The sequence below is a fragment of the Bacillus sp. PK3-067 genome (assembly GCF_056738645.1).
Window position 1 is genome coordinate 116,917 of the sequence record NZ_CP096490.1, and the last position, 26,298, is coordinate 143,214.

At 40.5% G+C, this 26,298-nt stretch carries 39 protein-coding genes; all 39 read left to right on the plus strand.

Annotation, left to right across the window (positions count from 1 at the left end; translation table 11 throughout):
• Positions 1-8: 8 nt before the first annotated feature.
• The 39 genes from rpoC to M1D73_RS00825 all read left to right on the plus strand — a co-directional run bounded on the left by rpoC (position 9) and on the right by M1D73_RS00825 (position 26,287).
• Positions 9-3,620 (plus strand): DNA-directed RNA polymerase subunit beta', encoded by a 3,612-nt coding sequence (gene rpoC, locus M1D73_RS00635; RefSeq protein ID WP_000567939.1) that lies wholly within the window; start codon positions 9-11, stop codon positions 3,618-3,620.
• Positions 3,621-3,733: 113 nt separating this feature from the next.
• Positions 3,734-3,982 (plus strand): 50S ribosomal protein L7ae-like protein, encoded by a 249-nt coding sequence (locus M1D73_RS00640; RefSeq protein WP_000121836.1) that lies wholly within the window; start codon positions 3,734-3,736, stop codon positions 3,980-3,982.
• A gap of 114 nt (positions 3,983-4,096) precedes the next feature.
• Positions 4,097-4,519, plus strand: coding sequence for a 30S ribosomal protein S12 (rpsL, locus tag M1D73_RS00645; RefSeq protein WP_001142341.1), 423 nt, complete (start codon positions 4,097-4,099; stop codon positions 4,517-4,519).
• A 29-nt stretch (positions 4,520-4,548) separates the two neighbouring features.
• A complete protein-coding gene (gene rpsG, locus M1D73_RS00650) occupies positions 4,549-5,019 on the plus strand; it encodes a 30S ribosomal protein S7 (protein WP_001137491.1) in 471 nt (156 codons plus the stop codon).
• A gap of 209 nt (positions 5,020-5,228) precedes the next feature.
• Entirely contained in the window at positions 5,229-7,307 is a 2,079-nt protein-coding gene (fusA, locus tag M1D73_RS00655; RefSeq protein WP_000090370.1) for an elongation factor G, read from the plus strand.
• Between the two features lie 117 nt (positions 7,308-7,424).
• The gene (tuf, locus tag M1D73_RS00660) at positions 7,425-8,612 is read left to right on the plus strand and encodes an elongation factor Tu (RefSeq protein ID WP_001029614.1); all 1,188 of its coding nucleotides are present in this window, start codon (positions 7,425-7,427) and stop codon (positions 8,610-8,612) included.
• A gap of 398 nt (positions 8,613-9,010) precedes the next feature.
• Complete coding sequence (gene rpsJ, locus M1D73_RS00665) at positions 9,011-9,319, plus strand: 30S ribosomal protein S10 (RefSeq protein WP_001040596.1); 309 nt, start codon at positions 9,011-9,013, stop codon at positions 9,317-9,319.
• A gap of 34 nt (positions 9,320-9,353) precedes the next feature.
• Complete coding sequence (rplC, locus tag M1D73_RS00670) at positions 9,354-9,986, plus strand: 50S ribosomal protein L3 (RefSeq protein ID WP_000160207.1); 633 nt, start codon at positions 9,354-9,356, stop codon at positions 9,984-9,986.
• A gap of 25 nt (positions 9,987-10,011) precedes the next feature.
• Positions 10,012-10,635, plus strand: coding sequence for a 50S ribosomal protein L4 (gene rplD, locus M1D73_RS00675; protein WP_001127258.1), 624 nt, complete (start codon positions 10,012-10,014; stop codon positions 10,633-10,635).
• A complete protein-coding gene (gene rplW, locus M1D73_RS00680; protein WP_001205558.1) occupies positions 10,635-10,925 on the plus strand; it encodes a 50S ribosomal protein L23 in 291 nt (96 codons plus the stop codon). The genes rplD and rplW overlap by 1 nt, the downstream gene beginning before the upstream one ends.
• Positions 10,926-10,953: 28 nt before the next feature.
• Positions 10,954-11,784 (plus strand): 50S ribosomal protein L2, encoded by an 831-nt coding sequence (gene rplB / locus M1D73_RS00685; RefSeq protein WP_000511583.1) that lies wholly within the window; start codon positions 10,954-10,956, stop codon positions 11,782-11,784.
• A 60-nt stretch (positions 11,785-11,844) separates the two neighbouring features.
• Positions 11,845-12,123, plus strand: a complete 279-nt coding sequence (rpsS, locus tag M1D73_RS00690; RefSeq protein WP_000124454.1) for a 30S ribosomal protein S19 — start codon at positions 11,845-11,847, stop codon at positions 12,121-12,123.
• Positions 12,124-12,140: 17 nt separating this feature from the next.
• Positions 12,141-12,482 carry a 50S ribosomal protein L22 gene (gene rplV / locus M1D73_RS00695; protein WP_001148024.1) on the plus strand — a complete coding sequence of 114 codons (342 nt, stop codon included), beginning with the start codon at positions 12,141-12,143 and terminating at the stop codon, positions 12,480-12,482.
• 3 nt (positions 12,483-12,485) lie between these two features.
• The gene (rpsC, locus tag M1D73_RS00700) at positions 12,486-13,145 is read left to right on the plus strand and encodes a 30S ribosomal protein S3 (RefSeq protein WP_000529956.1); all 660 of its coding nucleotides are present in this window, start codon (positions 12,486-12,488) and stop codon (positions 13,143-13,145) included.
• A gap of 1 nt (position 13,146) precedes the next feature.
• Complete coding sequence (rplP, locus tag M1D73_RS00705; RefSeq protein WP_000928969.1) at positions 13,147-13,581, plus strand: 50S ribosomal protein L16; 435 nt, start codon at positions 13,147-13,149, stop codon at positions 13,579-13,581.
• On the plus strand, positions 13,571-13,771 hold the full coding sequence (gene rpmC, locus M1D73_RS00710) for a 50S ribosomal protein L29 (protein ID WP_000855718.1): 201 nt from the start codon (positions 13,571-13,573) through the stop codon (positions 13,769-13,771). The genes rplP and rpmC overlap by 11 nt, the downstream gene beginning before the upstream one ends.
• Before the next feature lie 20 nt (positions 13,772-13,791).
• Positions 13,792-14,055, plus strand: a complete 264-nt coding sequence (gene rpsQ / locus M1D73_RS00715; RefSeq protein WP_000004106.1) for a 30S ribosomal protein S17 — start codon at positions 13,792-13,794, stop codon at positions 14,053-14,055.
• Between the two features lie 43 nt (positions 14,056-14,098).
• Positions 14,099-14,467 carry a 50S ribosomal protein L14 gene (gene rplN, locus M1D73_RS00720; protein ID WP_000615912.1) on the plus strand — a complete coding sequence of 123 codons (369 nt, stop codon included), beginning with the start codon at positions 14,099-14,101 and terminating at the stop codon, positions 14,465-14,467.
• A gap of 38 nt (positions 14,468-14,505) precedes the next feature.
• Positions 14,506-14,817, plus strand: coding sequence for a 50S ribosomal protein L24 (rplX, locus tag M1D73_RS00725; protein ID WP_000558200.1), 312 nt, complete (start codon positions 14,506-14,508; stop codon positions 14,815-14,817).
• 26 nt (positions 14,818-14,843) lie between these two features.
• Entirely contained in the window at positions 14,844-15,383 is a 540-nt protein-coding gene (rplE, locus tag M1D73_RS00730; RefSeq protein ID WP_001080831.1) for a 50S ribosomal protein L5, read from the plus strand.
• 33 nt (positions 15,384-15,416) lie between these two features.
• A complete protein-coding gene (rpsN, locus tag M1D73_RS00735; RefSeq protein WP_001085700.1) occupies positions 15,417-15,602 on the plus strand; it encodes a 30S ribosomal protein S14 in 186 nt (61 codons plus the stop codon).
• 29 nt (positions 15,603-15,631) lie between these two features.
• Positions 15,632-16,030, plus strand: coding sequence for a 30S ribosomal protein S8 (gene rpsH / locus M1D73_RS00740; RefSeq protein ID WP_000245511.1), 399 nt, complete (start codon positions 15,632-15,634; stop codon positions 16,028-16,030).
• Between the two features lie 32 nt (positions 16,031-16,062).
• Entirely contained in the window at positions 16,063-16,602 is a 540-nt protein-coding gene (rplF, locus tag M1D73_RS00745) for a 50S ribosomal protein L6 (protein WP_000086558.1), read from the plus strand.
• A gap of 31 nt (positions 16,603-16,633) precedes the next feature.
• Positions 16,634-16,996, plus strand: coding sequence for a 50S ribosomal protein L18 (gene rplR / locus M1D73_RS00750; RefSeq protein WP_000628816.1), 363 nt, complete (start codon positions 16,634-16,636; stop codon positions 16,994-16,996).
• Between the two features lie 21 nt (positions 16,997-17,017).
• Complete coding sequence (gene rpsE, locus M1D73_RS00755) at positions 17,018-17,518, plus strand: 30S ribosomal protein S5 (protein WP_000554646.1); 501 nt, start codon at positions 17,018-17,020, stop codon at positions 17,516-17,518.
• A 13-nt stretch (positions 17,519-17,531) separates the two neighbouring features.
• A complete protein-coding gene (rpmD, locus tag M1D73_RS00760) occupies positions 17,532-17,714 on the plus strand; it encodes a 50S ribosomal protein L30 (protein ID WP_001085234.1) in 183 nt (60 codons plus the stop codon).
• Between the two features lie 33 nt (positions 17,715-17,747).
• Positions 17,748-18,188, plus strand: coding sequence for a 50S ribosomal protein L15 (gene rplO / locus M1D73_RS00765; protein ID WP_000766081.1), 441 nt, complete (start codon positions 17,748-17,750; stop codon positions 18,186-18,188).
• Positions 18,188-19,489 carry a preprotein translocase subunit SecY gene (gene secY / locus M1D73_RS00770; protein WP_000490117.1) on the plus strand — a complete coding sequence of 434 codons (1,302 nt, stop codon included), beginning with the start codon at positions 18,188-18,190 and terminating at the stop codon, positions 19,487-19,489. Before rplO ends, secY begins: the two co-directional genes overlap by 1 nt.
• A gap of 56 nt (positions 19,490-19,545) precedes the next feature.
• Positions 19,546-20,196 carry an adenylate kinase gene (locus tag M1D73_RS00775; RefSeq protein WP_001048989.1) on the plus strand — a complete coding sequence of 217 codons (651 nt, stop codon included), beginning with the start codon at positions 19,546-19,548 and terminating at the stop codon, positions 20,194-20,196.
• Positions 20,196-20,942 carry a type I methionyl aminopeptidase gene (gene map / locus M1D73_RS00780; RefSeq protein WP_000582539.1) on the plus strand — a complete coding sequence of 249 codons (747 nt, stop codon included), beginning with the start codon at positions 20,196-20,198 and terminating at the stop codon, positions 20,940-20,942. The genes M1D73_RS00775 and map overlap by 1 nt, the downstream gene beginning before the upstream one ends.
• 68 nt (positions 20,943-21,010) lie before the next feature.
• The gene (gene infA, locus M1D73_RS00785) at positions 21,011-21,229 is read left to right on the plus strand and encodes a translation initiation factor IF-1 (protein WP_001029884.1); all 219 of its coding nucleotides are present in this window, start codon (positions 21,011-21,013) and stop codon (positions 21,227-21,229) included.
• A gap of 35 nt (positions 21,230-21,264) precedes the next feature.
• The gene (gene rpmJ, locus M1D73_RS00790) at positions 21,265-21,378 is read left to right on the plus strand and encodes a 50S ribosomal protein L36 (RefSeq protein WP_000868344.1); all 114 of its coding nucleotides are present in this window, start codon (positions 21,265-21,267) and stop codon (positions 21,376-21,378) included.
• Between the two features lie 21 nt (positions 21,379-21,399).
• Complete coding sequence (gene rpsM, locus M1D73_RS00795; RefSeq protein ID WP_000090788.1) at positions 21,400-21,765, plus strand: 30S ribosomal protein S13; 366 nt, start codon at positions 21,400-21,402, stop codon at positions 21,763-21,765.
• Positions 21,766-21,789: 24 nt separating this feature from the next.
• Positions 21,790-22,179, plus strand: a complete 390-nt coding sequence (gene rpsK, locus M1D73_RS00800) for a 30S ribosomal protein S11 (protein ID WP_000101798.1) — start codon at positions 21,790-21,792, stop codon at positions 22,177-22,179.
• Between the two features lie 180 nt (positions 22,180-22,359).
• Positions 22,360-23,304, plus strand: a complete 945-nt coding sequence (locus M1D73_RS00805) for a DNA-directed RNA polymerase subunit alpha (RefSeq protein ID WP_000569643.1) — start codon at positions 22,360-22,362, stop codon at positions 23,302-23,304.
• A 35-nt stretch (positions 23,305-23,339) separates the two neighbouring features.
• Entirely contained in the window at positions 23,340-23,702 is a 363-nt protein-coding gene (gene rplQ, locus M1D73_RS00810; RefSeq protein WP_000331490.1) for a 50S ribosomal protein L17, read from the plus strand.
• A 103-nt stretch (positions 23,703-23,805) separates the two neighbouring features.
• Complete coding sequence (locus M1D73_RS00815) at positions 23,806-24,648, plus strand: energy-coupling factor ABC transporter ATP-binding protein (protein ID WP_000711757.1); 843 nt, start codon at positions 23,806-23,808, stop codon at positions 24,646-24,648.
• Positions 24,624-25,505 carry an energy-coupling factor ABC transporter ATP-binding protein gene (locus M1D73_RS00820; RefSeq protein WP_000406535.1) on the plus strand — a complete coding sequence of 294 codons (882 nt, stop codon included), beginning with the start codon at positions 24,624-24,626 and terminating at the stop codon, positions 25,503-25,505. Before M1D73_RS00815 ends, M1D73_RS00820 begins: the two co-directional genes overlap by 25 nt.
• Positions 25,493-26,287 carry an energy-coupling factor transporter transmembrane component T family protein gene (locus M1D73_RS00825; protein WP_001186526.1) on the plus strand — a complete coding sequence of 265 codons (795 nt, stop codon included), beginning with the start codon at positions 25,493-25,495 and terminating at the stop codon, positions 26,285-26,287. Before M1D73_RS00820 ends, M1D73_RS00825 begins: the two co-directional genes overlap by 13 nt.
• Positions 26,288-26,298 lie beyond the last annotated feature (11 nt).

The window sequence follows — 26,298 nt, forward strand, 5'->3', positions numbered from 1 at the left end:
TAGGCCCCTTGATAGATGTAAATAACTTTGAATATATGAAGATTGGACTTGCTTCACCTGACAAGATTCGTTCTTGGTCATACGGTGAAGTTAAGAAACCAGAAACTATTAACTATCGTACGTTAAAGCCTGAAAAAGATGGCTTATTCTGTGAGCGTATTTTCGGACCACAAAAGGACTGGGAATGTCATTGCGGAAAATACAAACGTGTACGTTATAAAGGTGTAGTTTGTGATCGATGTGGCGTTGAAGTAACGCGTGCAAAAGTACGTCGTGAACGTATGGGTCATATCGAATTAGCTGCTCCTGTATCTCATATTTGGTATTTCAAAGGTATCCCGAGCCGCATGGGACTTGTCTTAGACATGTCCCCTCGCGCGCTTGAAGAAGTAATTTATTTCGCTTCTTATGTTGTAACAGAAAGTGGAGATACACCACTTGATAAGAAGCAATTACTTTCTGAAAAAGAATACCGTGCATATCGTGATCGATATGGTAGCACATTCCAAGCTGCTATGGGTGCAGAAGCAATTAAAAAGCTACTACAAGACATCGATTTAGATAAAGAAGTAGACTTCTTAAAAGAAGAATTAAAAACAGCACAAGGACAACGCCGTACTCGTGCTATTAAACGTCTAGAAGTATTAGAAGCATTCCGTAACTCTGGAAATGAACCGTCTTGGATGATCTTAGATGTTCTACCAGTAATCCCACCAGAACTACGCCCAATGGTACAGTTAGACGGTGGACGTTTTGCTACTTCTGACTTAAACGACTTATACCGTCGTGTAATTAACCGTAACAACCGTTTAAAACGTCTATTGGACTTAGGTGCACCAAGCATCATTGTTCAAAACGAAAAACGTATGTTACAAGAAGCTGTAGACGCATTAATCGATAATGGTCGTCGTGGCCGTCCAGTTACTGGGCCAGGTAACCGTCCATTAAAATCACTATCTCACATGCTTAAAGGTAAACAAGGACGTTTCCGTCAAAATTTATTAGGTAAACGTGTTGACTACTCTGGTCGTTCTGTAATCGTTGTAGGACCGAACTTAAAGATGTATCAATGTGGATTGCCAAAAGAAATGGCGCTTGAACTGTTCAAACCTTTCGTAATGAAAGAGTTAGTTGAAAAAGGATTAGCACATAACATTAAGAGTGCGAAACGTAAAATCGAGCGTGTACAACCTGAAGTTTGGGACGTTTTAGAGTCTGTGATTAAAGAACATCCAGTACTTCTAAACCGCGCACCAACACTTCACCGTCTTGGTATCCAGGCGTTTGAACCTACATTAGTAGAAGGTCGCGCAATCCGTCTTCACCCACTTGTATGTACTGCATACAACGCGGACTTTGACGGTGACCAAATGGCCGTTCACGTACCTTTATCATCAGAAGCTCAAGCTGAAGCTCGTCTTCTTATGTTAGCGGCACAAAACATCTTGAACCCGAAAGACGGTAAACCAGTTGTTACTCCATCTCAGGATATGGTATTAGGTAACTATTACTTAACACTTGAGCGTGAAGGTGCAATCGGTGAAGGTATGGTCTTCAAAGATGCAAACGAAGCATTGCTTGCATATCAAAATGGATATGTTCATCTTCATACACGTGTTGCAGTAGCTGCAAGTGCAGTAAACAACGCAACATTTACTGAAGAGCAAAAGAGTATGCTTCTATTAACAACAGTTGGTAAATTAATATTTAACGAAATCTTACCAGAGTCGTTCCCTTATATTAATGAACCAACAAATTCAAACCTTGAAAAAGAAACACCAGCGAAATATTTCGTTGAAAAAGGTGCGAACATTAAAGAAATTATTGCTAGTCGCGAAGAAGTGGCGCCATTTAGCAAGAAGATCCTTGGTAACATCATTGCGGAAGTGTTCAAACGTTTCCAAATTACAGAAACGTCTCGCATGCTTGACCGTATGAAAAACTTAGGATTCAAGTACTCTACAAAAGCTGGTATTACAGTTGGGGTATCTGACATTCTTGTATTAGGCGAAAAAGATGAAATTCTCCACGAAGCACAAGCAAAAGTAGATAATGTAATTAAACAATTCCGTCGCGGTTTAATCACGGAAGAAGAACGTTACGATCGCGTTATTTCTATTTGGAGTAATGCAAAAGATGTTATCCAAGGAAAACTGATGAAATCCTTGAATAAACGCAACCCAATCTTCATGATGAGTGACTCAGGTGCCCGTGGTAACGCATCTAACTTTACTCAGCTTGCTGGTATGCGTGGTCTTATGGCCAATCCATCTGGTCGTATCATCGAACTTCCAATCAAATCGAGTTTCCGTGAAGGTTTAACAGTACTTGAGTACTTCATCTCTACGCATGGTGCGCGTAAAGGTCTTGCTGATACAGCACTTAAAACTGCCGATTCTGGTTACTTAACACGTCGTCTTGTTGACGTTGCACAAGATGTAATCGTTCGTGAAGATGATTGTGGAACAGATCGCGGTTTATTAATTGGTGCGATTAAAGAGGGTAATGAAGTTATCGAGTCATTATATGATCGTCTTGTTGGACGTTTTGCAAGAAAAACTGTAAAACATCCTGAAACAGGTGAAGTATTAGTTGCTGAAAATCAATTAATTACTGAAGATATCGCTCATATCGTTGAAAATTCGGGTGTTGAAACTGTAAACATTCGTTCAGCGTTTACGTGTAACACTCGCCACGGTGTATGTAAGAAGTGTTACGGTCGTAACTTAGCAACTGGAACAGACGTAGAAGTAGGAGAAGCGGTAGGTATTATCGCAGCTCAATCTATCGGTGAGCCAGGTACACAGTTAACGATGCGTACATTCCATACAGGTGGGGTTGCCGGAGATGATATTACTCAAGGTTTACCTCGTATCCAAGAGATCTTCGAAGCTCGTAATCCGAAAGGTCAGGCAGTTATCAGTGAAATCGACGGTGTTATCGCAGCGATCAACGACGTTAAAGATCGCCAAGAAGTAGTTGTACAGGGTGAAGTTGAAGCTCGTACGTATGCTATTCCTTACGGTGCTCGTCTGAAAGTAACTCCAGGACAGCCAATTAGCCACGGTAAAGAGTTAACAGAAGGTTCTATTGATCCGAAAGAATTACTAAAAGTAACGGACATTACGGCGGTTCAAGAATACTTATTACGTGAAGTTCAAAAAGTATACCGTATGCAAGGGGTAGAAATTGGTGACAAACACGTAGAGGTAATGGTACGTCAAATGTTACGTAAAGTTCGTGTAAGTGATGCAGGTGAAACAGATGTATTACCAGGAACATTACTAGATATCCATCAGTTTACTGATGCGAATGCTAAGGTCTTACTGCAAGGTAAGCAACCAGCAACAGCTAGACCTGTTCTACTTGGTATTACAAAAGCTTCACTTGAAACAGATTCATTCTTATCTGCAGCATCGTTCCAAGAAACAACTCGTGTCTTAACTGATGCAGCAATTAAGGGTAAACGCGATGAACTTCTAGGATTAAAAGAAAATGTTATTATCGGTAAACTTGTTCCTGCTGGAACAGGTATGAATCGTTATCGCAAAGTGGATCTTGTAAAAACAACACAAGATGACATGAACGTAGAAAACGATGAGGTTTATGTGGAACAGTAAAATTTTCCGTCATAAATTTTGTATAAAAACAATTAATCTTAGTTGACATTGTATGAGTCAAAATGTTACTATAATCAAGGTTGCTCCTGAACGATGCTTTGGAGGATATTTATATGTCTTATCAAAAAGTATCAACTGCTGAAAATGTAGTCGTTGGTCATAAACGCACATTGGAAGCAATCAAAAATGGTACAGTTAAAGAAGTTGTCATCGCAGAGGATGCTGACATGCGGTTAACCCATGCTATCATTCGTATTGCAATGCAATATAACGTGCCCATAACAAAAGTTGAATCAGTTCGTAAGCTTGGTAAAGCTTCGGGGATTCAAGTGGGAGCTTCAGCAATAGGAATAATAAGTTAAAACTGTTTTTGTGAGGAGAGAGCATTTGCTCTTCCTTGCAAAAACTTTGTTTTCAACTAATAATGAACCACCTGGATATGTGGTCATACAAACATGCGAAGGGAGGATAATCAAATGCCTACTATTAACCAATTAGTGAGAAATGGTCGTACTGATAAAGTATGGAAATCTAAATCACCTGCGTTAAACAAAGGTTTTAACTCTTTAAAGAAAAAATCAACTGATATCTCTGCACCTCAAAAACGTGGTGTATGTACTCGTGTTGGTACAATGACTCCAAAGAAACCTAACTCAGCGTTACGTAAATACGCTCGTGTACGTTTAACAAACGGTATCGAGGTTACAGCTTACATCCCAGGTATCGGTCATAACCTACAAGAGCATAGCGTAGTATTAATTCGCGGTGGTCGTGTAAAGGATTTACCGGGGGTACGTTACCACATCGTTCGTGGTGCGCTTGACACAGCTGGTGTTGACAAACGTATGCAAGGACGTTCTAAATATGGTACTAAGAGACCAAAACCTGCTAAAAAATAATAACTTTAAAATGAAAGGAGGAACTCAATATGCCTCGTAAAGGACCTGTTGCGAAACGTGACGTGTTACCAGATCCAATGTACAATTCGAAGCTAGTAACACGCCTTATCAACAAAATGATGGTTGACGGTAAAAAAGGTAAATCTCAAACAATTCTTTATAATGCGTTCGATATCGTAAACGAACGTACTGGTAAAGAGCCAATGGAAGTATTCGAGCAAGCTCTTAAGAACATCATGCCTGTTCTTGAAGTACGCGCTCGTCGTGTTGGTGGTGCTAACTACCAAGTTCCAGTTGAGGTTCGTCCAGAACGCCGTACAACTTTAGGTCTTCGTTGGTTAGTAAACTACGCTCGTCTTCGTGGTGAAAAAACTATGGAAGAGCGTCTTGCTAACGAAATCTTAGATGCAGCTAACAACGCTGGTGCATCTGTTAAGAAACGTGAAGACACTCATAAAATGGCAGAAGCTAACAAAGCATTTGCTCATTACCGTTGGTAGGATTCAACGTAAAATAAATGTAAGCATAAACCGCTTTATTTGTCGCTTATGGAAGTGTGGAGAGGGAGAATGCCTCTCCCTTTCATCGGGCGCTCGTTTTACATAATGAGAGTACTGGACATACTGACATGTGTAACAATATAAAGTGGCTTTTTTGCTACTTAAAATAAAAAAAATCCAATCCATATATGGAAGGAGCAAGACACCAAATGGCAAGAGAGTTCTCTTTAGAAAACACTCGTAATATTGGTATCATGGCTCACATCGATGCTGGTAAAACAACAGCAACTGAGCGTATTCTGTACTACACAGGACGTATTCATAAAATCGGTGAAACTCACGAAGGTGCATCTCAGATGGACTGGATGGAGCAAGAGCAAGAGCGTGGTATCACAATTACTTCTGCTGCAACTACAGCACAATGGAAAGGTCATCGTGTAAACATCATTGATACTCCAGGACACGTAGATTTCACAGTAGAAGTAGAACGTTCTTTACGCGTACTTGATGGCGCTGTAGCAGTACTTGATGCGCAATCTGGTGTAGAACCACAAACAGAAACTGTTTGGCGTCAGGCTACTACTTACGGCGTACCTCGTATCGTATTCGTTAACAAAATGGATAAGATCGGTGCAGATTTCTTATACTCTGTAGGAACAATCCACGATCGTTTACAAGCAAACGCACATCCAATTCAGTTACCAATCGGTGCTGAAGATGAGTTCAATGGTATCATTGACCTTGTTGAAGAGTGTGCTTACATGTACGGTAACGATTTAGGAACAGACATTCAACGTGTTGAAATTCCTGAAGAGCACAAAGAATTAGCTGAAGAATACCGTGGAAAACTTATTGAAGCGGTAGCTGAGCTTGATGAAGAAATGATGATGAAGTACCTAGAAGGTGAAGAAATCACTGTAGAAGAGCTTAAAGCTGGTATCCGTAAGGCTACAACTTCTGTAGAATTCTTCCCAGTAATCTGTGGTTCTGCATTCAAAAACAAAGGTGTTCAAATTCTGTTAGACGCAGTTATCGACTACCTTCCATCTCCACTAGATGTACCTGCTATTAAAGGTACTCTACCGGATACAGATGAAGAAGTAGAACGTAAGTCTAGCGATGAAGAACCATTCGCAGCTTTAGCATTCAAAATCATGACTGACCCTTATGTTGGTAAGTTAACGTTCTTCCGTGTGTACTCTGGTGTGTTAAACTCTGGATCATACGTGAAAAACTCAACTAAAGGTAAGCGTGAGCGTGTAGGTCGTATCCTACAAATGCACGCTAACAGCCGTGAAGAGATTTCAACAGTTTACGCTGGTGATATCGCTGCTGCTGTAGGTTTAAAAGATACTACTACTGGTGATACTCTTTGTGACGAGAAGAGCCTTGTTATCCTTGAGTCTATGGAATTCCCAGAGCCAGTTATCTCTGTAGCTATCGAACCAAAATCTAAAGCTGACCAAGATAAAATGGGTACAGCATTATCTAAGCTTTCTGAAGAAGATCCAACATTCCGTGCTCACACTGACCAAGAAACTGGCCAAACTATCATCGCTGGTATGGGTGAACTTCACCTTGATATCATCGTTGACCGTATGCGCCGTGAATTCAAAGTGGAAGCAAACGTTGGTGCTCCTCAGGTAGCATACCGTGAGACTTTCCGCGCTGCTGCGAAAGTTGAAGGTAAGTTCGCTCGTCAATCTGGTGGTCGTGGACAATTCGGTCACGTTTGGATTGAGTTTGAACCTAACGAAGAAGGTAAAGGATTCGAATTCGAAAACAAGATCGTCGGTGGTGTAGTTCCTCGTGAATACATCCCAGCTGTTGGAGCAGGTCTTGAAGATGCACTTAAAAATGGTGTACTAGCTGGTTATCCACTAGTTGACATTAAAGCTGCATTAGTTGACGGATCTTACCATGATGTCGATTCATCTGAGATGGCGTTCAAAATCGCTGCATCTATGGCACTTAAAGCTGCGGTTTCTAAATGTAGCCCAGTAATTCTTGAGCCAATGATGAAAGTTGAAGTTGTAATTCCTGAAGAGTACATGGGTGACATTATGGGTGACGTAACATCTCGTCGTGGACGTGTAGAAGGTATGGAAGCTCGCGGTAACGCACAAGTTGTTCGCGCTATGGTTCCACTTTCTGAAATGTTCGGTTATGCAACGTCATTACGTTCTAACACTCAAGGACGCGGAACATTCTCTATGGTGTTTGACCACTATGAAGAAGTACCAAAGTCTGTTTCTGAAGAAATTATCAAAAAAAATAAAGGTGAATAATTGATTTTTATCGATTGTTCAAGTATAACTACTTATGTAAGCTTAGAAAGTGGGACGTAAGTTTCACTTTCTAGTCTAAATATAAAATAACCTATATAAACTAAGGAGGAATTTAGAATGGCTAAAGCTAAATTCGAACGTTCTAAACCCCATGTTAACATCGGTACAATCGGCCACGTTGACCATGGTAAAACTACATTAACTGCTGCGATCACTACAGTTCTTGCAAAAGCTGGTGGTGCTGAAGCACGCGGATACGATCAAATCGATGCTGCTCCAGAAGAAAGAGAGCGCGGTATCACAATCTCAACTGCACACGTTGAGTACGAAACTGAAACTCGTCACTATGCACACGTTGACTGCCCAGGTCACGCTGACTATGTTAAAAACATGATCACTGGTGCTGCTCAAATGGACGGCGGTATCTTAGTAGTATCTGCTGCTGATGGCCCAATGCCTCAAACACGTGAGCACATCCTTCTTTCTCGTCAAGTAGGTGTTCCTTACATCGTTGTATTCTTAAACAAATGCGACATGGTAGATGACGAAGAATTATTAGAATTAGTAGAAATGGAAGTTCGCGACCTATTATCTGAATACGGATTCCCAGGCGACGACATTCCTGTAATCAAAGGTTCTGCTCTTAAAGCTCTTCAAGGAGAAGCTGATTGGGAAGCAAAAATCATTGAATTAATGGCTGAAGTTGATGCTTACATCCCAACTCCAGAACGTGAAACTGACAAACCATTCTTAATGCCTGTAGAGGACGTATTCTCTATCACAGGTCGTGGTACAGTTGCTACTGGTCGTGTTGAGCGCGGTATCGTTAAAGTTGGTGACGTAGTAGAAATCATCGGTCTTGCTGAAGAAAATGCTTCTACAACTGTAACTGGTGTAGAGATGTTCCGTAAACTTCTTGACCAAGCTCAAGCTGGAGACAACATCGGTGCTTTACTTCGTGGGGTTGCTCGTGAAGACATCCAACGTGGACAAGTACTTGCAAAAAGCGGTTCTGTAAAAGCTCACGCTAAATTCAAAGCTGAAGTTTTCGTATTATCTAAAGAAGAAGGTGGACGTCACACTCCATTCTTCGCTAACTACCGTCCTCAGTTCTACTTCCGTACAACTGACGTAACTGGTATCATCCAATTACCAGAAGGTACTGAAATGGTAATGCCTGGTGACAACATCGAAATGACTATCGAACTTATCGCTCCAATCGCTATCGAAGAGGGAACTAAATTCTCTATTCGTGAAGGTGGACGTACAGTAGGTTACGGTGTAGTTGCTACTATCGTTGAGTAATCTTAACTGATATAAAAAAACCTAAGGGATTTTCCCTTAGGTTTTTTGTTTGCGTTTATATAAGGAAGAAGAGGGTGTTTTTTGTTTTGACGAGTTTCTTCTATAGTATTATAAAAACGACAAAAGATAATCCAGAAACTGTAAAATGAATTCTGTTAGATGAAAACTTGAAATTCTTTAAAGTGCCATGTATAATAGCAAAAGTAGAGAAAAGCAGATGCAAACAAAAAGATGCTTGCATCTAGACGAATAACATTGTATAATAGACAATGTTGGTCTTTGACTGCGATGAAGTGGAAGGTTGCTGACACACCCGGCCGCTTTGCCATGGCATGGTGTGGGGAAATTTCCATGGAGAAGGTCTATTTTAGAAATAGGCGAACGAAGGAGGGAAAATAATGGCAAAAGAAAAAATTCGTATCCGTTTAAAAGCTTACGATCACCGTATTCTTGATCAGTCAGCTGAGAAAATTGTAGAAACAGCTAAGCGTTCTGGGGCAACAGTTTCTGGTCCGATCCCATTACCAACTGAAAAAACTGTTTACACAATTCTTCGTGCTGTTCATAAGTACAAAGATTCTCGTGAGCAATTCGAAATGCGCACGCACAAACGTCTAATCGACATCGTGAGTCCTACTCCACAAACAGTAGATTCATTAATGCGTTTAGACTTACCATCTGGTGTAGATATCGAAATCAAACTATAATTTATATAACTTAAAAATGTAGGAGGTGTAACTCATGACCAAAGGAATCTTAGGAAGAAAGATCGGTATGACTCAAGTATTTGCTGAGAACGGTGAGTTAATCCCAGTAACAGTTATCGCTGCTAATCCAAACGTTGTTCTTCAAAAGAAAACAACTGAAACTGATGGCTACAATGCAATCCAGTTAGGATTTGAAGATAAACGTGAAAAGTTAACTAACAAACCTGAACAAGGCCACACTGCTAAAGCATCTACAACTCCTAAGCGCTTCATTCGCGAAATCCGCGATGCAGACGTGGACGGATTAGAGGTTGGTCAAGAGGTAAAAGTTGACGTATTCGCTACAGGTGAAATCGTTGATGTAACAGGAATTTCTAAAGGTAAAGGTTTCCAAGGTGTTATCAAACGCCACGGACAATCTCGCGGACCTATGTCTCATGGTTCTCGCTATCACCGTCGTCCAGGTTCAATGGGCCCAGTTGCTCCGAACCGTGTATTCAAAGGCAAAAAACTTGCTGGACGTATGGGTGGAGACCAAGTTACTATCCAAAACTTAGAAATCGTTCAAGTTGACACTGAGCGCAACTTATTACTAGTAAAAGGTAACGTTCCAGGTGCTAAGAAATCTCTTGTAGTTGTTCAAGGCGCTGTGAAGGTTAGCAAATAATTCACAATAGGAAGGAGGAATTCCAATGCCAAAAGTTACTGTATATAACCAAACTGGTTCACAGGTTGGTGAAATCGAATTAGCTGAAGCTATTTTCGGTATCGAACCAAATGAAGCTGTACTTTTCGAAGCTGTAATGATGCAACGTGCATCTTTACGTCAAGGTACACACAAAGTAAAAACTCGCTCTGAAGTTCGCGGTGGTGGTCGTAAACCATGGCGTCAAAAAGGAACTGGACGTGCTCGTCAAGGGTCTATCCGCTCTCCTCAATGGCGTGGTGGTGGTACGGTATTCGGACCTACACCAAGAAGCTATGCGTACAAACTTCCTAAGAAAGTTCGTCGTTTAGCAATCAAATCTGCATTAGCTACTAAAGTAGTTGAGAACAACATTGTAGTTCTTGAAGACCTAGTGTTAAATGCACCAAAAACAAAAGACATGCTAGCAGTACTTAAAGGATTAACTGTTGAGAAGAAAGCTCTTATCGTAACTGCTGATGCAAACGAATCTGTAGAGTTATCTGCTCGCAATATCCCTGGAGTAACAGTAATCACTGCTGATGGCGTAAACGTTTTAGACGTGCTTCATCATGATAAGCTAATCATGACAAAAGCGGCAGTGGAAAAAGTAGAGGAGGTGCTTGCATAATGAGAGATCCTCGTGATATCATTAAGCGCCCAGTTATCACTGAACGTTCTATGGAAATGATGGCTGAAAAAAAATACACGTTCGATGTGGACGTTAAATCTAATAAAACAGAAGTTAAAGATGCTCTTGAAGCGATCTTTGGTGTTAAAGTAGAAAAAGTGAACATCATGAACTACAAGCCGAAAGCAAAACGCGTTGGTCGTCACGCTGGTTTTACTAGCCGTCGTCGTAAAGCAATCGTTAAGCTAACTGCTGACAGCAAAGAAATCGAAATCTTCCAAGGCGTTTAATTCTTACTAAAGAAGGAGGGAAATTGAGATGGGAATCAAAAAGTATAATCCAACTACTAACGGTCGTCGTAATATGACTACGAATGATTTCGCTGAAATCACGACTGATAGACCCGAAAAGTCATTACTTGCTCCTTTAAGCAAGAAGGCTGGTCGTAATAACCAAGGTAAAATCACTGTACGTCATCAAGGTGGCGGACATAAGCGTCAATACCGTATCATCGACTTTAAGCGTAACAAAGATGGAATTCCAGGACGCGTTGCTACGATCGAATACGATCCAAACCGCTCTGCGAATATCGCATTAATTAACTACGTTGACGGTGAAAAACGTTACATTCTTGCTCCTAAATCTTTAGAAGTAGGTATGGAAGTTATGTCTGGCCCAGAAGCTGACATTAAAATCGGTAACGCATTACCATTAATCAACATTCCAGTAGGTACTGTTGTTCATAACATCGAGCTTAAGCCTGGTCGTGGCGGACAATTAGTTCGTTCTGCTGGTACATCTGCTCAAGTACTTGGTAAAGAAGGTAAATACGTACTTGTACGTTTAACTTCTGGTGAAGTACGTCTTGTATTATCTGCTTGTCGCGCTTCAATCGGTCAAGTAGGTAACGAACAACACGAACTTATCAAAATCGGTAAAGCAGGTCGCTCTCGCTGGTTAGGTAAACGCCCAACAGTTCGTGGTTCTGTAATGAACCCTGTTGATCACCCGCACGGTGGTGGTGAAGGACGTTCTCCAATCGGACGTAAGTCTCCAATGTCTCCATGGGGTAAACCAACTCTTGGATTCAAGACTCGTAAGAAAAACAAAGCGTCTGACAAATTTATCGTTCGTCGTCGTAAAAAATAATGGGATTGTAGTACGGTTCATTTCTAGAACCGTACGCCAATCACGAAGGGAGGCACCAAAATGGCTCGTAGCTTAAAAAAAGGACCATTTGTCGATGATCACTTAATGAGCAAAATGGAAAAATTAGTTGCATCTGAGCAAAAACAAGTTGTTAAAACTTGGTCTCGCCGTTCAACAATCTTCCCTCAGTTCATCGGACACACAATCGCTGTATATGATGGTCGTAAACACGTACCTGTGTACATCACTGAGGATATGGTTGGCCATAAGTTAGGTGAATTCGCACCAACTCGTACGTACAAAGGTCACCTTGCTGACGATAAGAAAACTAGAAGATAATGAGAGGAGGCACTTCAATGCAAGCTAAAGCAGTAGCGAGAACAGTTCGTATTGCTCCTCGTAAAGTTCGTTTAGTAGTAGACTTAATCCGAGGTAAGCAAGTGGGTGAAGCGATTGCTATCCTTAACCACACACCAAAAACTGCTTCTCCAGTTGTAGAAAAAGTTTTAAAATCTGCAATCGCAAATGCAGAGCACAATTATGAGATGGACATTAACAACCTAGTTGTAGAAAAAGTTTTCGTTGACGAAGGTCCAACGTTAAAACGTTTCCGTCCACGTGCAATGGGTCGTGCAAGCCAAATTAACAAACGCACAAGCCACATCACAGTTGTGGTATCAGAAAAGAAGGAGGGATAATCGATGGGTCAAAAGGTTAATCCAATTGGTCTTCGTGTCGGCGTTATCCGTGACTGGGAATCTCGTTGGTTCGCTGAGAAAGATTACGCTACATTATTACATGAAGACATCAAAATCCGTGAGTACATTAATGTACGCTTAAAAGATTCTGCTGTTGCTAAAGTAGAAATCGAACGTGCAGCAAATCGTGTAAATGTTACAATTCACACTGCAAAACCTGGTATGGTAATTGGTAAAGGTGGTACTGAAGTTGAAGCACTTCGTAAAGCTCTTAACCAATTAACAGGCAAGCGTGTACACATCAACATTTTAGAAGTTAAGAGAGCTGATCTTAACGCTAAATTAGTAGGCGAAAACATCGCTCGTCAATTAGAAAACCGTGTATCATTCCGTCGTGCACAAAAGCAAGTTATTCAACGTGCTATGCGTGCAGGTGCTAAAGGTATTAAAACACAGGTTTCTGGTCGTCTTGGCGGAGCTGATATCGCTCGTGCAGAATCTTACAGTGAAGGAACTGTTCCACTTCATACACTTCGCGCTGATATTGACTATGCAGCAGTTGAAGCTGATACAACATACGGTAAATTAGGCGTAAAAGTATGGATCTACCGTGGAGAAGTCCTTCCTACAAAAAAGAAAGCTTCTGAGGAAGGAGGAAAATAATATGTTAATGCCAAAACGCGTAAAATATCGTAGAGAGCATCGTGGTAAAATGCGTGGTCGTGCTAAAGGTGGAACTGAAATTGCTTTCGGTGAATTCGGTTTACAAGCACAAGCTGCTTCATGGATTACAAACCGTCAAATCGAAGCTGCTCGTCGTGCAATGACTCGTTACATGAAACGTGGCGGTAAAGTATGGATTAAAATTTTCCCTTCTAAACCTTACACTGCAAAACCTCTAGAAGTACGTATGGGTTCCGGTAAAGGGGCACCAGAAGGCTGGGTAGCAGTAGTAAAACCTGGGAAAATTATGTTCGAAATCGCGGGTGTATCTGAAGAGGTAGCACGCGAAGCATTACGTCTTGCAGCTCACAAGTTACCTGTGAAATGTAAATTCGTAAAACGTGAAGAAAATGGTGGTGAATCTAATGAAAACTAATGATATTCGTGAATTAACCACTGCCGAAATCGAAACAAAAGTTAAAGCTTTAAAGGAAGAGTTGTTTAATCTTCGCTTCCAACTTGCTACAGGACAATTAGAGAATCCAACTCGCATTCGTGAAGTGCGTAAAGCAATTGCTCGTATGAAAACTGTAGTTCGTGAAAGAGAGATCGGAATTAATCGATAAATTGAGGGGAGGTTTGCATAGTGAGCGAACGTAACCAACGCAAAGTTTATACTGGTCGTGTAGTGTCTGACAAAATGGACAAAACGATTACAGTTTTAGTTGAAACTTACAAAACTCATTCCTTGTACGGAAAACGTGTTAAGTATTCTAAGAAGTACAAAGCCCATGATGAGCAAAACCAAGCGAAACTTGGCGATATCGTTAAAATCATGGAAACTCGCCCGCTTTCTGCTACTAAGCGTTTCCGTTTAGTTGAAATCGTTGAAGAAGCGGTTATTATCTAAATAGACGAATCGGAATTTTTAGTCCGAAGGGAGGTTTCATAACATGATCCAACAAGAATCTCGTTTGAAAGTTGCTGACAACTCTGGTGCACGTGAACTTTTAACAATTAAAGTATTAGGCGGCTCTGGTCGTAAATATGCTAACATTGGTGACATTATCGTTGCTACGGTAAAACAAGCAACACCAGGTGGCGTTGTTAAAAAAGGTGACGTTGTTAAAGCAGTAGTAGTACGTACGAAGAGCGGAGCTCGTCGTCCGGACGGTTCTTACATCAAATTTGATGAAAACGCAGCGGTTATCATTAAAGACGATAAGAGCCCACGTGGTACTCGTATCTTCGGACCAGTAGCTCGTGAATTACGTGATAGCAACTTCATGAAGATCGTTTCTTTAGCTCCAGAAGTTCTATAATTTAAGGTATTGCCTTGCTAAGGAGGTGCAGAATTAAGATGCATGTAAAAAAAGGTGATAAAGTACAGGTAATCACTGGTAAAGACAAAGGAAAACAAGGCGTTATCCTTGTGGCTTTCCCAAAGCAAAACCGTGTTATCGTTGAGGGTGTCAATATCGTTAAGAAGCACTCTAAGCCATCTCAATTAAATCCACAAGGTGGAATTATTACTAAAGAAGCACCTATTCACGTTTCTAACGTTATGATTTTAGATCCGAAAACAGGTGAACCTACTCGCGTAGGCTTCAAAGTAGAAGATGGTAAAAAAGTTCGTATTGCAAAAAAATCTGGTGAATTATTAGATAAATAATTTTCTTAAGAAAGGAGGTCACTTCATTGAATCGCCTTAAAGAGAAGTTCCAAAAGGAAATTACTCCTGCTCTAGTGAGCAAGTTTAACTATAAATCTGTAATGCAGGTACCAAAAATCGAAAAGATCGTAATCAACACTGGTGTTGGTGACGCGGTATCTAACTCAAAAGCGTTAGACAACGCAGTAGAAGAATTAACACAAATCACAGGTCAAAAACCTGTTGTAACTCGTGCTAAAAAATCAATCGCTGGTTTCCGTCTTCGTGAAGGTATGCCAATCGGTGCGAAAGTAACTTTACGCGGCGAGCAAATGTATGAGTTCTTCGACAAATTAGTATCAGTTTCTTTACCACGTGTACGTGATTTCCGTGGTGTTTCTAAGAAATCATTCGATGGTCGTGGAAACTATACATTAGGTGTTAAAGAGCAACTTATTTTCCCTGAGATTGATTATGATAAAGTAAGCAAAGTCCGCGGTATGGACATCGTAATCGTTACTACAGCGAAAACTGATGAAGAAGCTCGTGAACTTTTAACACAATTCGGTATGCCATTCCAAAAATAATGGAAGCCAACGCTAAGTAGAGGAGGCGAAAACGTGGCTAAAAAATCTATGATAGCGAAACAAAAGCGTACTCCTAAGTTTAAAGTACAAGAGTATACACGTTGCGAACGCTGCGGTCGTCCGCATTCTGTATACCGCAAATTTAAACTTTGCCGTATTTGTTTCCGTGAACTTGCATATAAAGGTCAAATTCCTGGTGTTAAAAAAGCTAGTTGGTAAAACCCACAAATGGGAAGGAGGTAAAACACATGGTGATGACAGATCCAATTGCAGACATGCTTACTCGCATCCGTAATGCGAACATGGTACGTCATGAGAAATTAGAGGTTCCTGCTTCTAAAATCAAAAAAGAGATCGCTGAACTTTTAAAACGTGAAGGTTTCATTCGTGATGTAGAATACATCGAGGATAACAAACAAGGTATCCTTCGTATTTTCCTGAAATATGGTGCAAACAATGAACGTGTAATCACTGGATTAAAACGTATCAGTAAACCTGGCTTACGCGTTTACGCTAAAGCTGACGAAGTACCACGTGTACTTAACGGATTAGGTATCGCTCTTGTTTCTACATCTAAGGGAGTAATGACAGACAAAGACGCTCGTCAATTACAAACTGGTGGAGAAGTAGTAGCATACGTTTGGTAATATATATTTAAAACGAACGGAGGTGTGACCACATGTCTCGTATTGGTAAAAAGATTCTTGAAATCCCTGCAGGTGTTACTATTACAGTTGCAGAAGACAATACTGTAACAGTAAAAGGCCCTAAAGGTGAATTAACTCGTACTTTCAATGCTGATATGCTTATCAAAATTGAAGAGAATACATTAACAGTTGAGCGTCCATCTGAACAGAAGGAACACCGTGCATTACACGGTACAACTCGTGCTTTAATCGGAAACATGGTTGAAGGTGTAACTGAAGGTTTCGCACGCGGACTTGAATTAGTCGGTGTTGGTTACCGTGCTCAAAAACAAGGTGATAAACTTGTATTAAGCGTAGGTTATTCTCATCCAGTAGAAATGACTCCGGAAGCAGGTCTTGAAGTTGAAGTACCTGCACCAACTAAGATCGTAATTAAAGGTATCGACAAGCAACGTGTTGGCGAATTCGCTGCTAACATCCGTGCTGTACGTGCTCCTGAGCCTTACAAAGGTAAAGGTATTCGTTACGAAGGCGAAGTTGTTCGTCGTAAAGAAGGTAAAACTGCTAAGTAAACCCGTTAGGTGAGAGAAAGGAGTGACAAGAATGATCACTAAAGCTGATAAAAATGCGACTCGTAAGAAAAGACATGCACGTGTACGTGCTAAACTTACTGGTACTGCAGAGCGTCCACGTTTAAACGTGTTCCGTTCTAACCAACATATTTACGCTCAAGTTATTGATGATGTGAATGGTGTAACGTTAGTAAGTGCATCTACTCTTGATAAAGACCTTGCTCTTAACGGTACTAGCAATATTGAAGCTGCTACGAAAGTTGGAGAATCAGTTGCTAAGCGTGCTGTAGAGAAAGGCGTTAAAGAAGTAGTATTTGATCGCGGTGGTTACTTATACCATGGCCGTGTTAAAGCTCTAGCTGAAGCTGCTCGTGAGGCTGGATTACAATTTTAATGGTCAAAGGAGGGAAAATTGATGCATCGCATTGACCCAAGTAAATTAGAACTTGAAGAACGTGTAGTTACGATAAATCGTGTCGCGAAAGTTGTTAAGGGTGGTCGTCGTTTCCGCTTTGCTGCACTAGTTGTAGTTGGCGATAAAAACGGTCATGTTGGATTCGGTACTGGTAAAGCACAAGAGGTACCAGACGCAATCCGTAAAGCTATCGAAGACGCTAAGAAAAACTTAATCGCTGTACCATTAGTTGGTACAACAATTCCACACACAATCAACGGTCATTTTGGCGCTGGTGAAGTATTCTTAAAACCTGCTGCTGAGGGTACTGGTGTTATTGCTGGTGGACCTGTTCGTGCGGTCCTTGAATTAGCTGGTGTACAAGATATTCTTTCGAAATCTCTTGGTTCTAACACACCAATCAACATGATTCGCGCTACTGTGAACGGATTAAGCGAACTTAAGCGCGCTGAAGATGTTGCAAAATTACGCGGTAAATCTGTAGAAGAGCTACTAGGTTAAGGAGGGAAAACAAATGGCGAAAAAGTTAGAAATTACCCTCACTCGTAGTGTAATTGGTCGTCCACAAGATCAACGTGCGACGGTAGAAGCTTTAGGTCTTAAAAAGTTGAATTCAACTGTAGTTAAGGAAGAAACTCCTGCTATTCTTGGTATGATCAACAAAGTTTCTCACCTTGTAACTGTAAAAGAAGCTTAAGGATAACTCATTAATATAAGGAGGTGCCTGGGAATGAAACTTCATGAATTAAAACCTGCAGAAGGTTCTCGTAAAGTACGTAACCGTGTCGGTCGTGGTATCGGTTCTGGTAACGGTAAAACTGCTGGTAAAGGTCATAAAGGACAAAACGCACGTTCTGGCGGCGGTGTTCGTCTTGGCTTCGAAGGTGGTCAAACTCCATTATTCCGTCGTTTACCAAAACGCGGCTTCACAAACATTAACCGTAAAGAGTTTGCTATTGTAAACTTATCAACGTTAAATCGTTTTGAAGATGGTACAGAAGTAACACCTGAATTATTGCTGGAAACTGGCGTTATCAGCAAGTTAAACGACGGTGTTAAAGTTCTTGCAAGCGGAGCAGTAGAGAAAAAACTAACTGTTAAAGCGCACAAGTTCTCTTCAAGTGCTAAAGAAGCAATTGAAGCAGCTGGCGGATCAGTTGAGGTGATCTAATGTTTCGTACAATCTCCAACTTTATGCGCGTTGCTGAGATAAGACGTAAAATATTATTCACTTTAGCGATGTTAATCGTATTCAGGATTGGCACGTTTATCCCCGTGCCATTTACAAATGGAGACGTACTGAAGGCACAAGATCAATTAAATGCTTTAGGTATTCTAAATACATTTGGCGGTGGAGCCTTGAAAAACTTCTCCATCTTTGCGATGGGAATCATGCCGTATATTACAGCATCCATCATCGTGCAATTATTGCAGATGGATGTTGTTCCTAAATTTTCGGAATGGTCGAAGCAAGGTGAAATGGGCCGTCGTAAATTAACGCAATTCACGCGTTACTTTACAATTGTTCTTGCGTTTATTCAGGGGTTTGGTATGTCAATCGGTTTTAACGGTATGGTAGGTGGACAATTAATTTTGAATCCAGGTTGGAGCACTTATTTATACATTGCTACGGTACTGACTGCTGGTACTGCATTTTTAATGTGGTTAGGTGAACAGATTACAGCTAAAGGTGTAGGTAATGGTATTTCCATCCTTATCTTTGGCGGTATTGCCGCAGCGATCCCAAGTGTTATATCTCAAGTGTATCAGCAACAGTTTCAAAATATCGGAGATCAATTGTTCATGAGTATCGTTAAAGTTGCATTGATTTTACTAGCTGTGCTAGCAGTTATTGTGGGTGTTATTTTCATTCAACAGGCTGTTAGAAAGATCCCAATTCAATATGCGAAGCGTGTAACAGGAGGAAATGGTGGTTATGCTGGAGCACAAAACACACATTTACCGCTTAAGGTAAATAGTGCTGGTGTTATTCCAGTAATTTTTGCTGTTTCATTCTTAATTACGCCTCCGACTATTGCACAGTTCTTCCCGAAACATGATGTATCGCAGTGGATTATTGCAAACTTTAACTATTCTCACCCAGTGGGAATGATCATATATGTTGCGCTCATTGTAGCCTTCACATATTTCTATGCATTTGTTCAGGTTAATCCAGAGCAAATGTCAGAGAATCTAAACAAGCAAGGTGGATATGTTCCAGGTATTCGTCCGGGTAAGAATACGGAACAATATCTAACAAAAATCTTGTATCGTTTGACCTTTGTAGGATCAATTTTCCTAGCAGCGATTGCAATCTTACCAGTTATCTTTACGAAATTGGGAAATCTTCCTCCATCTGCACAGATCGGTGGAACGAGTATGTTAATCGTTGTCGGCGTTGCTTTAGAAACAATGAAGCAGCTAGAAAGCCAACTGGTAAAACGCCATTACAAAGGGTTTATCAAGCAGTGAGTAAGTGGGAAGAATTGTCTTCCCTACATGCTCATGTACTCTGAGGGGGAACAAGGATGAACTTAATTTTAATGGGGCTTCCTGGTGCTGGTAAAGGTACACAAGCCGAACAGATTGTTGCCAAGTATAACATCCCTCACATTTCAACAGGAGACATGTTCCGTGCAGCTATGAAGGCTGAAACTGAAATGGGTCTACAAGCAAAATCTTTTATTGATAAAGGTGCACTTGTTCCAGATGAAGTTACAATCGGAATCGTTCGTGAACGTTTAAGTCAAGACGACTGCGTAAGAGGTTTCTTACTAGACGGTTTCCCACGAACTGTTGCACAAGCATCAGCTCTTGAAGAAATTATGAAAGATCTTGGCAAAAAAATCGACTATGTTTTAAACATTAATGTGGATTCAGGGTTGTTATTAAAACGCCTTACAGGCCGTCGCATTTGTAAAGAGTGCGGTGCGACTTACCACTTAGAATTCAATCCACCAGCAAAAGCTGATGTGTGCGATAAATGTGGTGGCGAATTATATCAACGCTCTGATGACAATGAAGAAACTGTAGCAAATCGTTTAGATGTAAATATTAAGCAAACAAAACCTTTGCTTGATTTCTACGAAGAGCTTGGTTACTTACAAAGCATTAATGGTGAGCAAGATATCAATAAAGTATTTGCTGATATCGATGTTCTCATCGGAGGCTTAGCGTAATGATAATCTGCAAAACTCCTCGCGAGATAGAAATCATGCGAGAAGCTGGCAGGATCGTTGCTTTGACTCATCAAGAGTTGAAACAGCACATTACTCCAGGAATTACAACGAAAGAGCTCGATCAAATAGCGGAAAAGACGATTCAAAAATATGGTGCTACGCCATCTTTTAAAGGATACAACGGATTTCCGGGGAGCATATGTGCTTCTGTAAATGAAGAGCTTGTACACGGAATTCCAGGGAAGCGCAAGCTCAAAGAGGGCGATATCATCAGTATCGATATTGGTGCGAAATACAATGGGTACCATGGAGATTCTGCATGGACGTATCCAGTTGGAAACATTTCTGAATCTGTTCAAAAGCTACTTGATGTCACAGAAAAATCGTTGTATCTTGGTCTAGAACAAGTAAAACCAGGCGAGAGATTATCAAATATCTCACATGCGGTTCAAACCCATGCTGAAGAGAATGGATTCTCGATCGTTAGGGAGTATGTTGGTCACGGAATCGGGCAAGACTTACATGAGGACCCTCAAATCCCGCACTATGGTCCACCAAATAGAGGCCCTAGATTAAAGCCGGGAATGGTCATCTGTGTTGAGCCGATGGTGAATCAAGGAAGACGATATGTAAAAACACTATCTGATGACTGGACAGTGGTAACGGTAGATGGTAAATGGTGTGCCCATTTTGAGCACACGATTGCTCTTACAGAAGCAGGATACGAAATCCTTACCACTTTATAAGTAGCTGGCTCTCCGGGATTTCAGAGCAGTGTAAAATGTTACTGATTTGAAGAAGGGAGAACTATTGAATGGCTAAAGATGATGTAATTGAAGTCGAAGGTACCGTTCTTGAAACGTTGCCAAATGCTATGTTCAAAGTAGAATTAGAGAATGGGCATGTCGTATTGGCTCACGTTTCTGGTAAAATCCGTATGAACTTCATTCGTATTTTACCAGGAGACAAAGTTACGGTAGAATTATCTCCGTACGATTTAAATCGTGGTCGTATTACGTACCGTTTTAAATAATATAGCACTCCGTAATCTTTAAGGAGGTTCGAGACATGAAAGTAAGACCGTCAGTTAAACCAATCTGCGAAAAATGTAAAGTTATTCGTAGACGTGGAAAAGTAATGGTTATTTGTGAAAACCCTAAACATAAACAAAAACAAGGTTAATCAGAAGGAGGTGCATTCGTAATGGCACGTATCGCAGGTGTAGATATTCCTCGAGACAAACGCGTTGTTATTTCTTTAACTTACGTATTCGGCATTGGTCGCACAACTGCTGAAAAAATTCTTGCTGAAGCAGGTATTTCTGAAGAAACACGAGTTCGTGATTTAACGGAAGACGAATTAGGACGTATCCGTGATATCATCGATCGTATTAAAGTTGAGGGAGACCTTCGTCGTGAAGTATCTCTTAACATCAAACGTCTAATGGAGATCGGTTCTTACCGTGGTCTTCGTCACCGTCGTGGTTTACCAGTTCGTGGTCAAAACTCTAAAAACAATGCTCGTACACGTAAAGGTCCACGTCGTACAGTAGCAAATAAAAAGAAATAATAAGTAAAGGAGGTTGAACTAACAATGGCACGTAAAACAAACACTCGTAAAAAACGTGTGAAAAAGAATATTGAAGCTGGTATAGCTCATATTCGTTCTACTTTCAACAACACAATCGTAACACTTACAGATACTCACGGTAACGCACTTTCTTGGTCTAGTGCTGGTGCACTTGGTTTCCGTGGATCTCGTAAATCTACTCCATTCGCTGCGCAAATGGCTGCTGAAACTGCTGCTAAAGCTGCAATGGAACACGGTTTAAAAACTTTAGAGGTTACTGTTAAAGGTCCTGGTGCTGGTCGTGAAGCTGCAATTCGTGCTCTTCAAGCTGCAGGTCTAGAAGTAACAGCAATTAGAGATGTTACTCCAGTTCCTCATAATGGATGTCGTCCACCAAAACGTCGTCGTGTGTAATTTTTCTGTATAGAATTTTCCCTTTTGTCTATAATGGATATGATGCATTATCGAGAAATTTCGTACAGAAACATCGCTTGTTGTGCACAATCGGGAACTGCCTAAGGGGGACTTTCGGTTAGACAGGGGTTATACCTTTGTTTAACCGGGGTTTCGACGTTTTGAAGGAGGGTTTAGTTAATGATTGAAATCGAAAAGCCGAAAATCGAAACGGTTGAACTTAACGAAGATGCTAAATATGGTAAATTCGTAATTGAACCGCTTGAGCGTGGATATGGTACTACTTTGGGTAACTCCTTACGTCGTATTCTTTTATCCTCACTCCCTGGTGCCGCTGTTACTGCTATCCAAATCGATGGCGTATTACATGAATTTTCAACAGTTGAGGGCGTAGTAGAAGACGTTACGACGATCATCTTAAACTTGAAAAAGTTAGCTCTTAAAATCTACTCTGAAGAAGAGAAGACGTTGGAAATTGATGTACAGGGCGAAGGTATTGTCACAGCTGCTGATATTACTCACGATAGTGATGTAGAAATCTTAAATCCAGATTTACACATTGCAACGTTAGCAAAAGATGCGCATTTCCGCGTGCGTTTAACTGCAAAGCGTGGCCGTGGGTATACGCCAGCTGATGCAAATAAAAGCGAAGATCAACCAATAGGAGTAATTCCTATTGATTCTATTTATACTCCAGTATCACGTGTGACTTACCAAGTGGAAAAGACACGTGTCGGACAAGTGGCTAATTATGATAAGCTTACGCTTGATGTATGGACGGATGGAAGCATCGGGCCAAAAGAAGCTATCTCTTTAGGTGCCAAAATCTTAACTGAGCATTTAAATATCTTTGTTGGTTTAACTGATGAAGCACAAAATGCTGAGATTATGGTCGAGAAGGAAGAAGATCAAAAAGAGAAAGTTCTTGAGATGACTATCGAAGAACTAGACCTTTCTGTTCGTTCTTATAATTGCCTAAAACGTGCAGGAATTAATACTGTACAAGAGCTTGCGAACAAAACAGAAGAAGATATGATGAAAGTTCGTAACTTAGGACGTAAATCCTTAGAAGAAGTTAAACATAAACTTGAGGAATTAGGTTTAGGTTTACGTAAAGACGACTGAGGATTTAAACCCATCAACAAAGGAGGGAACTACGAATGGCATACAGAAAATTAGGCCGTACAAGTGCGCAACGTAAAGCTATGTTACGTGATTTAGCTACTGATTTAATTATCAACGAGCGCATCCAAACGACAGAAACTCGTGCAAAAGAACTTCGTTCTGTAGTGGAAAAAATGATCACTTTAGGTAAACGCGGAGATCTTCATGCTCGTCGTCAAGCAGCAGCTTTCATTCGCAATGAAGTAGCTAACGCTGAGACTGGTCAAGATGCACTTCAAAAACTATTCGCTGATGTAGCTCCACGCTATGCTGAGCGCCAAGGCGGATACACTCGTATTGCAAAAATTGGTCCACGTCGCGGAGACGCAGCACCAATGGTAATTATCGAGTTAGTATAATGATAATTAAAAGGGCAGGACAGTTCTTTTCAAGAAACTGGTCATGGCCCTTTTTTTTAAATATAAAAATAGGCTAACTTGGCGAAGGAAAGGGTGCCTTCTATTGAAAAAAGAGAAACTTCGGATAGAAAATATATCATTTCAATATCCTGGGGCAGCCACTTATGCATTAAAAGATGTTTCATTTTCCTTATATGAGGGAGAATGGGTATCTATTATTGGACAAAACGGTTCAGGAAAGTCTACACTTGCAAAATTATTGAATGGTTTGTTTTTGCCAGAAGCAGGGACTATTACAGTAAATGATACAATGGTTTTATCAGAGGAAACGGTATGGGATGTTCGAAAACAAATTGGAATGGTATTTCAAAATCCAGATAATCAATTTGTTGGAACGACAGTGCAAGATGATGTTGTATTTGGCTTGGAGAATATCGGAATGCCAAGAGAACAAATGATTGAAAGATTAGAACAGGCCTTGCAACTTGTCCGTATGGAAGATTTTCTTAATGATGAGCCTCATTCCTTATCTGGTGGGCAAAAGCAGCGAGTGGCAATAGCTGGCGTTTTAGCACTTCAACCATCTATTTTAATATTAGATGAAGCAACGTCAATGTTAGACCCTCAAGGGAGACGTGAAGTAGTAGAAACGGTTAGACAACTTGTTACTCAAAAAGGTATTACCGTGTTATCAATTACGCACGATTTAGAAGAAGCGGCACAGTCAGATCGTGTCATTATTTTAAATAAGGGAGAAATATTAGAGGAAGGGACTCCAGAAAAAATTTTCAAATCCTCTCATATGCTCCAAGAAATTGGCTTAGATGTACCGTTTTCGGTGAAAATAGCAGAATTATTAAAAAGAAATGAAATTCTCTTGCAAAATACGCATCTTACAATGGAAAGCTTGGTGAACGAACTTTGGAGATTACATTCCAAAAAGTAGAACATCGTTATCAATATAAAACTCCATTTGAAAGACGCGCACTTTATGATGTAGACGTGTCGTTTCCAAGTGGGGGCTATTATGCCATTATCGGTCATACTGGTTCAGGAAAGTCGACGATGATTCAACATTTAAATGGTTTATTGCAGCCGACAAATGGTACAGTTCAAATTGGTGAACATTTGATTTCGGCAGGAAAGAAAGAAAAAAAGCTAAAGCCACTACGTAAAAAAGTAGGGGTTGTCTTTCAATTTCCAGAACATCAGTTGTTTGAAGAGACTGTGGAGAAAGATATTTGTTTCGGCCCTACTAATTTTGGAGTATCTGTAGACGAAGCAAGGCAAAAGGCTAGAAAGGCAATTGAACTTGTAGGGCTAGAACCAGAACTGTTAACACGTTCTCCGTTCGAATTAAGTGGTGGACAAATGAGACGTGTTGCTATAGCGGGTGTACTGGCAATGGAACCTGAAGTGCTTGTATTAGATGAACCTACAGCAGGACTAGATCCAAAAGGGCAGAACGAACTTATGGAGATGTTTTATAAGCTGCACAAGGAGAAGGGTCTTACAGTCATCCTTGTAACGCATAATATGGAGGATGCTGCTCAGTATGCGGAGCAGATTGTAGTTATGCATAAAGGAACGGTCTTTTTGCAAGGAAGTGCAGAGGAAGTATTTTCACATGCTGATGAACTAGAGAAAATTGGTGTGGATCTTCCTATGTCATTAAAGTATAAACGTGCAATTGAAGAGAAGTTTGGTATTTCAATTCCAAAGGCTACCTTATCTTTAGAGGATCTTACTCATGAAGTTGTGCAGGTGTTACGAAAAGGTGGTCATGAATCATGCAGCAGTTGATTATTGGGAGATATATCCCGGGGAATTCACTTATTCATCAACTTGATCCACGTACGAAGCTGCTGATTGTCTTTTTATATGTATTTGTTGTTTTCTTAGCAAATAATGCGATTTCATATGGATTTTTATTTTTATATGCACTCATTGCTTTATTTTTTGCAAAAGTGCCGATTCGTTATGTACTTTCGGGCTTAAAACCAATTTTATGGATTTTTCTTTTTACATTTTTCCTGCATATTTTTACAAATAAAGAGGGGGATGTACTATTCCAGCTTGGTTGGTTTTCGATATATGAAAAAGGATTAGAGCAAGGGATATACATTTCTGTACGATTCTTCGTTATTATTTTAATGACGACATTATTAACGTTAACGACGACACCTATTGAAATTACAGATGGTTTGGAGACGTTATTAAAGCCGTTGAAGCGTATAAAGGTTCCTGTTCATGAAATCGCATTAATGATGTCAATTTCTCTTCGTTTTATCCCGACATTAATGGATGAAACGAGTAAAATAATGAAAGCACAAGCGTCACGTGGTATTGATTTTGCCGGGGGACCGATAAAAGATAGAATGAAAGCTATTATTTCACTGCTCGTTCCTCTGTTTATCAGTGCTTTTAAGCGTGCAGAGGACTTAGCCATTGCGATGGAAGCTCGTGGATATCAAAGTGGTGAAGGACGTACTAAATTTAGGCAACTACGCTGGAAAACAAGCGATACAGTAACGATTGTCAGCTTATTTTGTTTAGCTTGTATTTTGGCATGGGTGCGATCGTAATGGAGAATAGA